We start from the raw sequence: 8,132 nt of genomic DNA on the forward strand, positions 1-8,132 counted from the left end.
ACATAATCGCCCAGTGTCGCGGGATGGAGCAGCCCGGTAGCTCGTCAGGCTCATAACCTGAAGGTCGTAGGTTCAAATCCTACTCCCGCAACCACCGATACCGACACACCGGACACCCCTGGTGCACCAGCGCCGGGGGTGGTGTCGTTTTTGGCGGATTGCTGCCGCTCAAGCCAATCCAGGATGGTACCGAACTCGCCATGCAGCATGGCGTTGACTTCGCCGCGCCTGGCGCCCGGTGTCAGGACGACGCGTTCGATGAGCCCGCGCAGGGCGTCGGCTGCTTCCTCACGCTCTTCAGGATAGACCAGCGCGTCTGCGAGCCGCTCGACCTTGCTGCGATAGATCTCGGCGATGTTGGGATGGATATCCGGAACATCAGCCGGCGCGGCAGCGAGACGCGCGCGAATGGCGTCCTCCTGCGCTTCCAGATCGAGAAGGCGGTCGACGAGGGTGCGTGTTCCCTTGCCTTCTTCCACTATCTCCAGAACGCCCTTGATCGCTTTCAGGACCTTGTCGAGTTCAGCGCGATCTGCCGTGTCGGTTGCCCGGCGCTCGCGGTTCAGGCGATTGGTTTCCTCTACGCAGGTCCGAATGGCCTTGGCGGCAACTTCGGGACTCATCATCCGATCGCGGAGACCGTCGAGAACCCGCGCCTCCAGTTTTTCACGAGAAATGCTATGACCATTCGAACAGCTTCTCGTGTCGATATGGTTCGAACACGCAAACCGCCCCTGCCCGCGAAGGGTATAAGACCCGCCGCAGCATCCGCAGTAAACGAGGCCTGAGAGCAGGCTCCTGGGGCGACGGGTGCGGTTCAGCTTATTGTGTGCCGCGCGCGTCGCTTCGATCACGCCGGCATACTGGACCGCTATATCTTCCTGTCTTGCCTTGGCTGCCTGCCACAGTTCCTCATCGACGATCCGTAGATCGGGGACATCGGTGACGATCCATTCCGATTGCGGATTGATCCGTGACACGCGCTTGCCGGTCTGCGGATTCTTGAGATAGCGAAGCCGGTTCCAGACCAGCTTTCCGATATAGAGCTCATTGTTCAGCAGACCGGTTCCACGCTTTGCGTGGCCCCGGATCGTGGTCGACGTCCAAAGTGTGCCGGTCGGAGCGGGTATGCCCGCTTCATTCAAGCGTCGCGCAATCGCCTGAGGGCTAAGTCCGTTGGCGAACTGCCGAAAGACCTGACGCACCACCTCGGCTTCGACGGCATTGATGCTGCGTTCGCCATGGACCGCCTCGCCTTCGCTGGAGAAGCGGCGAACAACGTCATAGCCGTAGCACAGGCCACCACCAGATTTGCCTTTCTCGACGCGTCCGCGCAGGCCACGATGGGTCTTCTTCGCAAGGTCCTTGAGGAACAGGGCATTCATGGTGCCCTTAAGGCCGACATGTAGCTCGGACACTTCGCCCTCAGCCAAGGTGACGATCTTCACGCCAGCGAATTGCAGGTGCTTGTAGAGCGTTGCAACGTCGGCCTGATCGCGGGACACGCGGTCCAGTGCTTCGGCGAGCAGAACATCGAACCGGCCCATCTGCGCATCTTGAACCAAGGCCTGAATGCCGGGCCGCAGGATAACGCTGGCACCCGAGATCGCCGCATCCTTGTAGCTGCCTATAACGTGCCAGCCTTCACGTTTCGCCTGCTCTCGACATATCAGGAACTGGTCGTCGATCGAGGCAGCACTCTGCTTGTCGTCGGAATAGCGGGCATACAGGGCAACGCGGGTCATTTCGTTCTCCTCGCGAAGAAATTAACATGATCAAGCGCGGACACCAAACGCCTCTCCTGACCATCTCATGCTGGATATGCTATCAAATACATATGCACTTGACAGCATTATGCGCGAAGGTGTACCGAAGGTGTGATGTGGAGCGTCGAGTTTGAAGACAGGTTCTTCGCTGAAGCGGCTGAGTTTGCCGATGAGGTGCGAGCCGAAATCGCGGCACTTGCTGCCTTGCTCGCGGAATTCGGCCCCAGTCTGAAGCGCCCGCATTGCGATACGCTCAACGGCTCGAAGCACGCTAACATGAAGGAGCTTCGATTCAAGGCGGCTGATGGCGTCTGGTGGCTCGCATTCGCATTCGATCCGGAGCGAACAGCCATCCTCCTCGTCGCGGGCGACAAGTCGGGCGTCAACGAAAAGCGTTTCTACAAAACGCTGATCGCTACGGCTGATGATCGCTTCGATGACCATTTGACTATCCTGGCCGATCGGAAAGGAGGCCGAGCATGACGAAGACCCTTGATGACTTTCGCGCTACCTTCACGCCCGCGCAGCGCGAGGCCATTGACGCGCGCGCTGCTGAACTGATCGCGGAAGAGATGACCCTGCGCGATCTGCGACAGGCAAGAAAGCTGACCCAGGAGCGGATGGCAGAGATGCTGGGTATGGAGCAGGAGAATGTTTCACGCCTTGAACGACGGACCGATCTCCTGTTGTCCACGCTCAAAAGCTATGTGGCCGCGATGGGCGGTAATCTGAAGCTCGTCGCAGAGTTTCCTGATCGCCCGTCGGTGACGCTCACCAACTATTCCGATCTTGCGGATGGCGAGTGGCCGAAGGCACGGCGCGGACGCGGCAAGAGAACCGAAGCGATCACCGGACACTGAACGCGCTGCCGCTCACGCCATGAAAGAGCACCCAAGCGCTTGATGGATTTGATGGGGGGCGAGCGATTGGCGTCCCGTCGCGCGCGGATGATTTTACGTTGGCATGGTGACGCAACCGAGCCACGAGAAGACAGTGAGATGCGAGGGCAGGGCCAGCCTGAAGCCCGCATCCTGCCGCCACTCAGCCTGCTGACGATCGTGAACCGGACGACGACGCGCGCCAGTCCGGATCAATCGTTGTCGCTGGCGAGGAGTGCTGCCACTCCAGCCGCCTTTGCTTCACGAATGGTGGCTGCTATAAATCACCGGCGCTGCGAAAAAGGGCAGGGCCGGGACTGCTAATCCCGCAAATGTCGAAGGAAACTCGGAGAACTCTGTTTTCCGGGATGCCGCCGTGTATGTCCAAACCTTCGGGTGAAAGACGGCGGCGCATGTCATTTGCGTGTTAGCAGTCCCGGCGGCTCCCGCGCCCAGCGCGCAGGAGTTCGGGATCGTCACCGCATCCGCCTCGGTACTTCCGCCTCATCCGCCATGGATGCGGGATGGAGGTTCCCATGCACGAAAGCCGTGGAGACGATGCACCTTCCCTATTGGGCCGTACGGGTGATCACATCACCGTCGATGAATTCGAAAAGCTGCGACAGCGCGTTCCGCCGCGCGTTACGCATCTATATCCCCACGGCCGGATAGCCATCGAGCGTACGACGCGGATATTATGTGCCTGTCTCGATGATGGGCAGGAACGTGCGTTCGGGTACGGCTCCCTCTATTGGCTCATGCTCGTGGGCGACAACGCCGATCCGCAAAAGATCGACAAGCACCAACGTGAACTCTCCAAATTCGAACTCTGGGCATTCGTCGATCCCGAGTTCAATAATAGAAGGGCACGCCATCTGGATGAGACCCGACATATCATTAAAGCGGAAGTGGATCACCTGGCGACGATCACGTTGTCCATCTTCACCATCGATGAGCCCAAACGGTTCCGCGTTGAAGACAACCACTTCCTGACGGATCGCTATGACACGGGCATCGTTCTCTACGACCGCGCAATGGATGGACCGCGGGAGCCAAACGCGCAGGCGCGTTTTGACAGGATTACGGCTGCTGCCATGAGGCTGCCCGAACCGCAGCATTCTGCCTTCGCCTGGTACCGGCGCCATGGACTGGGCACGGTCACGGGGCTGGCGAAGTGCACACGCAATTCGGCTAAAGAAGAGATGCACCTCGCTCAGGCCTTTGGGAAATTGCTCGGGTGCATCGGGGACGATGCCCTGCCCCATTCGCTTCGTCCCGAAGCGCGCAATCACCCATCCCACAACCTCAACCTCAACCTCAACCTCAACCTCAACCTCTATCACCGTCCCCAGGACTTCGACCGGATTCTGTCGGTGTCTCATTACCGTCACGCCCTGTATTTCCTGGAGACAGCGGAGGAGACCCTGCCGAAATATGGGCTTGATGTGCTCGTTCGCCATGCCGCCTATGCTACCGAGTTTGGGCTCAAGGCGATCCTTTTGAAGGCAGGCTACCACGACCACTTGATCCGCCGGCAAGTCGGCCTCGATCTCGAGCATGCCTTGTTGGACGCCTTGGGGAACGGGTAGCCCGAGCCCTCGCCCGATCTGATGCGGTTGATTGGCCCGCTCTCTCGCTAACACAGCCAGGGCAGAACCCCGGAGCAGGCGCGGGTTGTAGGGGCGGCGGTGCCGCCTGACGAGGTTGTGGGAACGGTACGCGCGTTGATCCGGTCCGTAGGGTCGGTGACAGGCTATGAAGGGTTGCCCCCCGATACCGGTTGAGGAAGCGTTCATAAGAGGAAACGTCTCAGCATGGACGGCGCGCGCGCCTCACCGCGATGAAAGGCACAGCAAGATCCTGAAATTCTGAGTGCAGGAAGGAATGCTCGAGGGGAGAAGCCTGCTGACAGCTTCGTGGCATGTCGCACGCCGCTCTCGTCCGCATGCCATGTGGCAAGCGCGAGATCATCACGATAGGAGTGTCCTGCAGGAGGACGCCACCGATTGATGCCTCACTTCAGGGATATATTTCGATTCAACACGCATGGTGCTTTGTTGGCGATGCCAGGGTTCGCCCTGTTGCTTGTGGGCGGTGTCAGCGCCAGCACTGCGATGCCGGCCTCCATCGCAGCGGGGGCGGCGTTCTCGGTCGGCTTCGGGGCGACCAAGCGAGTGTTTCATAATCGATGGGCCGCGATGACGCTGGCTGGAATCGGCATGACACTTGTCGCCTTTATCGGCACGATCCTTGGCAACGATCCATATGTGGCACTGGCGGCGACAGCCCTGATGGGAGGCCTTTGCGGTGCGTTGATCAGCCGCGACATCGATTTGTGGTGGGTCTGGCTCCAGATCATCATCGCCTTTCTGCTGGCGCTGCACTTCCCCGGAAACGTGCTCGATGGTCTGCGCCGGGCATTGCTGGTGGCGGGTGGGTCTGCGATCCAGATCGCAGCGGTCGGATTGATGATCGGAGTGATCGGCGAGGGAAAAGAAATTCCGGCAGCGCGCAGCGATCGGGCGACCCGACAGGAAATGCTGCTCCACGCACTGCGAGCGGCGCTGTGTATCACCATCGCAAAGGTCGCCGCGGATATGGCGGGTATTCAGCATGGCTACTGGGCTGCCCTGACCGCCATGGTCGTTCTCAAGCCGGGGCTACGTGATACCGGTTTTCGTGGCATCGAGCGCGTTGGCGGTACAATCGCCGGCATTCTTCTTGCGACGGTAGTTCTGCATCTGCTGCCTTCGGGACCGCTTCCGCTAGCGGGAGTGACCGTGCTATCCGCTGGCTGCGCGTTCGGGTTACAGAAGGCGCGCTACACCGTTCTGAGCGCAGCCATCACCACCAGCGTCATGCTGATGATCGCGCTGGCGGGCGGAGAGATAAAAGGCGCGGAAACCGACCGATTGTTTGCAACGCTGATCGGCGGCGGTGTCGCCCTAGCCGGAGCAATGATCGCACCACGCCGATTGCCGGACCAACGGAACGCCGATGACAACGAATGAGCATGTCAGCAAATCCATCCGATCTCCATCCATTCTGGAAGAGCGCTACTGATGCTTGTGCTCCGAGCCGGAAAATGACCGGTCAGCATCGCAGCGGCTGTTTGGCTCGAGATAATTGCCATCGCCAGTGGCGCTTTCATGTAGGGTGCCTGCTTGCAATATGTTGTTTGCGCAGAGATCCAGGCATCAACTGCTTCACTGTTCACAGCCCAGCGGTTAAGCTGGGTTGATGATAGATCGACGCATTAGGATACTGGGCGAAAACACCAAAAGCGACGAGATCACGAGGATCAGTCAAGTGCGGGACCACGTCGGTTACGTGCTGCTTGGCGAACCGGGTATCGGCAAGTCAACCGTCTTCGAAGCAGAGGCCGCCCATGATGGCGTGGGCGTCGTTCCCGTCCGTGCGGCGGTCCATGGCTTCGCCGGGGCCGAGGGCGCACCGCTCTATTTGGATGGTCTCGACGAGTATCGAGCCGACGGAGGAGAGCGTGACAAGATTTACCATGTCGCCAAGTTGCTACGCGAACTGAAGCCATCACGATGGCGGCTCAGCTGTCGCGCCGAAGACTGGCGGAAAGACGCGGACGTCAGCGCACTGCAACTGGCGAGTGGATCTGCGACACTGCTGGTTGCACAACTCCTCCCGCTGTTAGAGGAGGAGGCCCTTCAAGTGCTGGCATCCCTCGGCGAAACCGATCCGGAGGCCTTCGTGGCAAAGGCGCGACAGGTCGGTGCAGGCGGTCTGCTTGAAAGCCCGCTCTCCATCAAGCTGCTGCGGGCAGTCGTCGCGGGTGAAGGTCAATGGCCTACATCGCGGTACAACCTCTTCGAGCAGGCCACCGGACAATATTCTTTCGAGCAAAATGCGTTGTTTCAGCGTGGCGCACGAGCGTCATCCCAAGAGATCCTGAAAGCAGCGGATCGCCTTTCGCTGCTGATGCTTGCCACAGGTGCGCGTGGCATATGGAGGTCGAACGCGCCAACGCCGTCAGGTGCCGATGGCGAGTTAGTACCCGCGAACAGCACGGACCTGGGCTCTGATCTCATAGACGACACGCTCGACACCCCGATGTTCACAGGTGGCGAGGGTGAAAGATTCGAGCACATGCATCGAACCGTGGCCGAATTCCTCGCCAGTCGGGCTTTGGCCGATGCCGTGTGCGGGGACCGGGATCGAGCCGCTATTCCGCTAAGTCGTGCCATCAATCTTCTTTCCGGGCCGAACGGCGCCGTGCTATCCGAATTGCGCGGCGTCCATGCATGGCTAGCCGCGCACCTCGCGGTCGGTGGACATGCAACTCTCGCAAGAGAAGTCGTCGATAATGATCCGATCGGAGCACTCGCCTACGGCGATGCATCGATATTCGACCAAGCGACACGCGAAGCGCTGTTGCAGGGGATCGACAGAAATGATCCATACTTCCTGGGAGCCGTCACGCTGACCGAATCCACAGCATTGGGTGGACTGGCGCAACCAGACATGGCCGCCTCGTTCCTCACCGTTCTGGATACGGCTGCCGAAACACATAAGCTTGCCCTGGTTCTCAGTGTCCTCGAGCATGGTCCCCGGCTCGCGGACGTCAGCAGTAAACTTCGTGAAATCACTCTCGATGCGGAACGCCCGGAGTGGCAACGGACCCGCGCTCTCGACATCTGGCTCAAACAGAGCGCGGATCGAGCCGCGAGCAGGCTGGAAATTCTCGATGCGATGTCTCACGAACTACCTTCGGTCATTCGTGAGACGATCCGCGCCAGGCTGATCTCGGATCAAGAGGTTTCGATTTCAGTGGCGCAGATCAAAGAGCTTCTCCGTGATTTCGCTGTTAGTGAATGCGATAGCAGGATAATGCGGCTGCAACCGCTTCGTAAGCGCCTGATTACAGAACCAACAGCCGGGCTATTCGACGAACCCGTGCGGATATGGCTCCCAGAAGAAAATGCCAGGCGGCAGAGCCTCGAAGTGACGCGAATTCTGGATGCAGCTCTGGCCGCCGTCATAAATGCCGATGATGGCACCGACGCCGAACGTGTCTGGCGCTGGACTCTCAATGTCAGAGACGACAGCTGGGAACAGCTCGAGGAGAAGTCTGCGGCCGCCATCAACCGGTGGATCGCGGTGTCGGCCGACCGGCAGCGTCGCCTCTTCGACGCAGTGATCGACAGTTCTAATCCGGCAGAACGAGACTGGGTCCCGGGCTGGACATGGGCCGCTCTCACAGGCAGCGCGCCTTCGGCTGATCTCGTGATCGGTCTGTTCGAGCGCTCACAGGACGTCGGCGCGCCGGATGGGACGCGACTGGCTCGGATCGCGGTTACACTCGCCAAAGGGCTCGAAGTTCCTGCCGACTATTTCCGCGCATATGACCGCGTGGCGGCATCGTGGACTTGTAACGGATTTGTGCCGGTCACCTCTCTCATTATGCCACCTTGGCTTCGAAGGCGAGCGGGCTGATGCCGCCCAGATATGAATGTCG

6 protein-coding genes and 1 tRNA gene are annotated in these 8,132 nt (G+C 59.9%); 6 read left to right on the forward strand and 1 reads right to left on the reverse strand.

Annotated features, from left to right (window positions below; genetic code table 11):
• The first annotated feature begins 17 nt into the window (after positions 1-17).
• Positions 18-94 (forward strand) — tRNA-Met (locus GGQ90_RS28435).
• On the opposite strand, the gene GGQ90_RS28440 is transcribed toward GGQ90_RS28435, so the two are convergent.
• Positions 51-1,745, reverse strand: coding sequence for a recombinase family protein (locus GGQ90_RS28440; protein WP_159367923.1), 1,695 nt, complete (start codon positions 1,743-1,745; stop codon positions 51-53). The genes GGQ90_RS28435 and GGQ90_RS28440 overlap by 44 nt on opposite strands.
• Before the next feature lie 135 nt (positions 1,746-1,880).
• On the opposite strand from GGQ90_RS28440, the gene GGQ90_RS28445 reads away from it, so the two are divergent.
• The 5 genes from GGQ90_RS28445 to GGQ90_RS28465 all read left to right on the forward strand — a co-directional run bounded on the left by GGQ90_RS28445 (position 1,881) and on the right by GGQ90_RS28465 (position 8,110).
• Positions 1,881-2,249, forward strand: coding sequence for a type II toxin-antitoxin system RelE/ParE family toxin (locus tag GGQ90_RS28445; RefSeq protein ID WP_159365815.1), 369 nt, complete (start codon positions 1,881-1,883; stop codon positions 2,247-2,249).
• On the forward strand, positions 2,246-2,626 hold the full coding sequence (locus tag GGQ90_RS28450; RefSeq protein WP_159365816.1) for an XRE family transcriptional regulator: 381 nt from the start codon (positions 2,246-2,248) through the stop codon (positions 2,624-2,626). The genes GGQ90_RS28445 and GGQ90_RS28450 overlap by 4 nt, the downstream gene beginning before the upstream one ends.
• A 554-nt stretch (positions 2,627-3,180) precedes the next feature.
• Positions 3,181-4,233, forward strand: coding sequence for a HEPN domain-containing protein (locus GGQ90_RS28455; protein WP_188084610.1), 1,053 nt, complete (start codon positions 3,181-3,183; stop codon positions 4,231-4,233).
• A gap of 420 nt (positions 4,234-4,653) precedes the next feature.
• Positions 4,654-5,655, forward strand: a complete 1,002-nt coding sequence (locus GGQ90_RS28460) for an FUSC family protein (protein ID WP_188084611.1) — start codon at positions 4,654-4,656, stop codon at positions 5,653-5,655.
• A 298-nt stretch (positions 5,656-5,953) separates the two neighbouring features.
• Complete coding sequence (locus GGQ90_RS28465) at positions 5,954-8,110, forward strand: NACHT domain-containing protein (protein ID WP_188084612.1); 2,157 nt, start codon at positions 5,954-5,956, stop codon at positions 8,108-8,110.
• Positions 8,111-8,132: the final 22 nt, after the last annotated feature.

Origin of the sequence: Sphingobium scionense (assembly GCF_014197035.1) — a bacterium.
GTDB classification, from domain to species: Bacteria; Pseudomonadota; Alphaproteobacteria; order Sphingomonadales; family Sphingomonadaceae; genus Sphingobium; species Sphingobium scionense.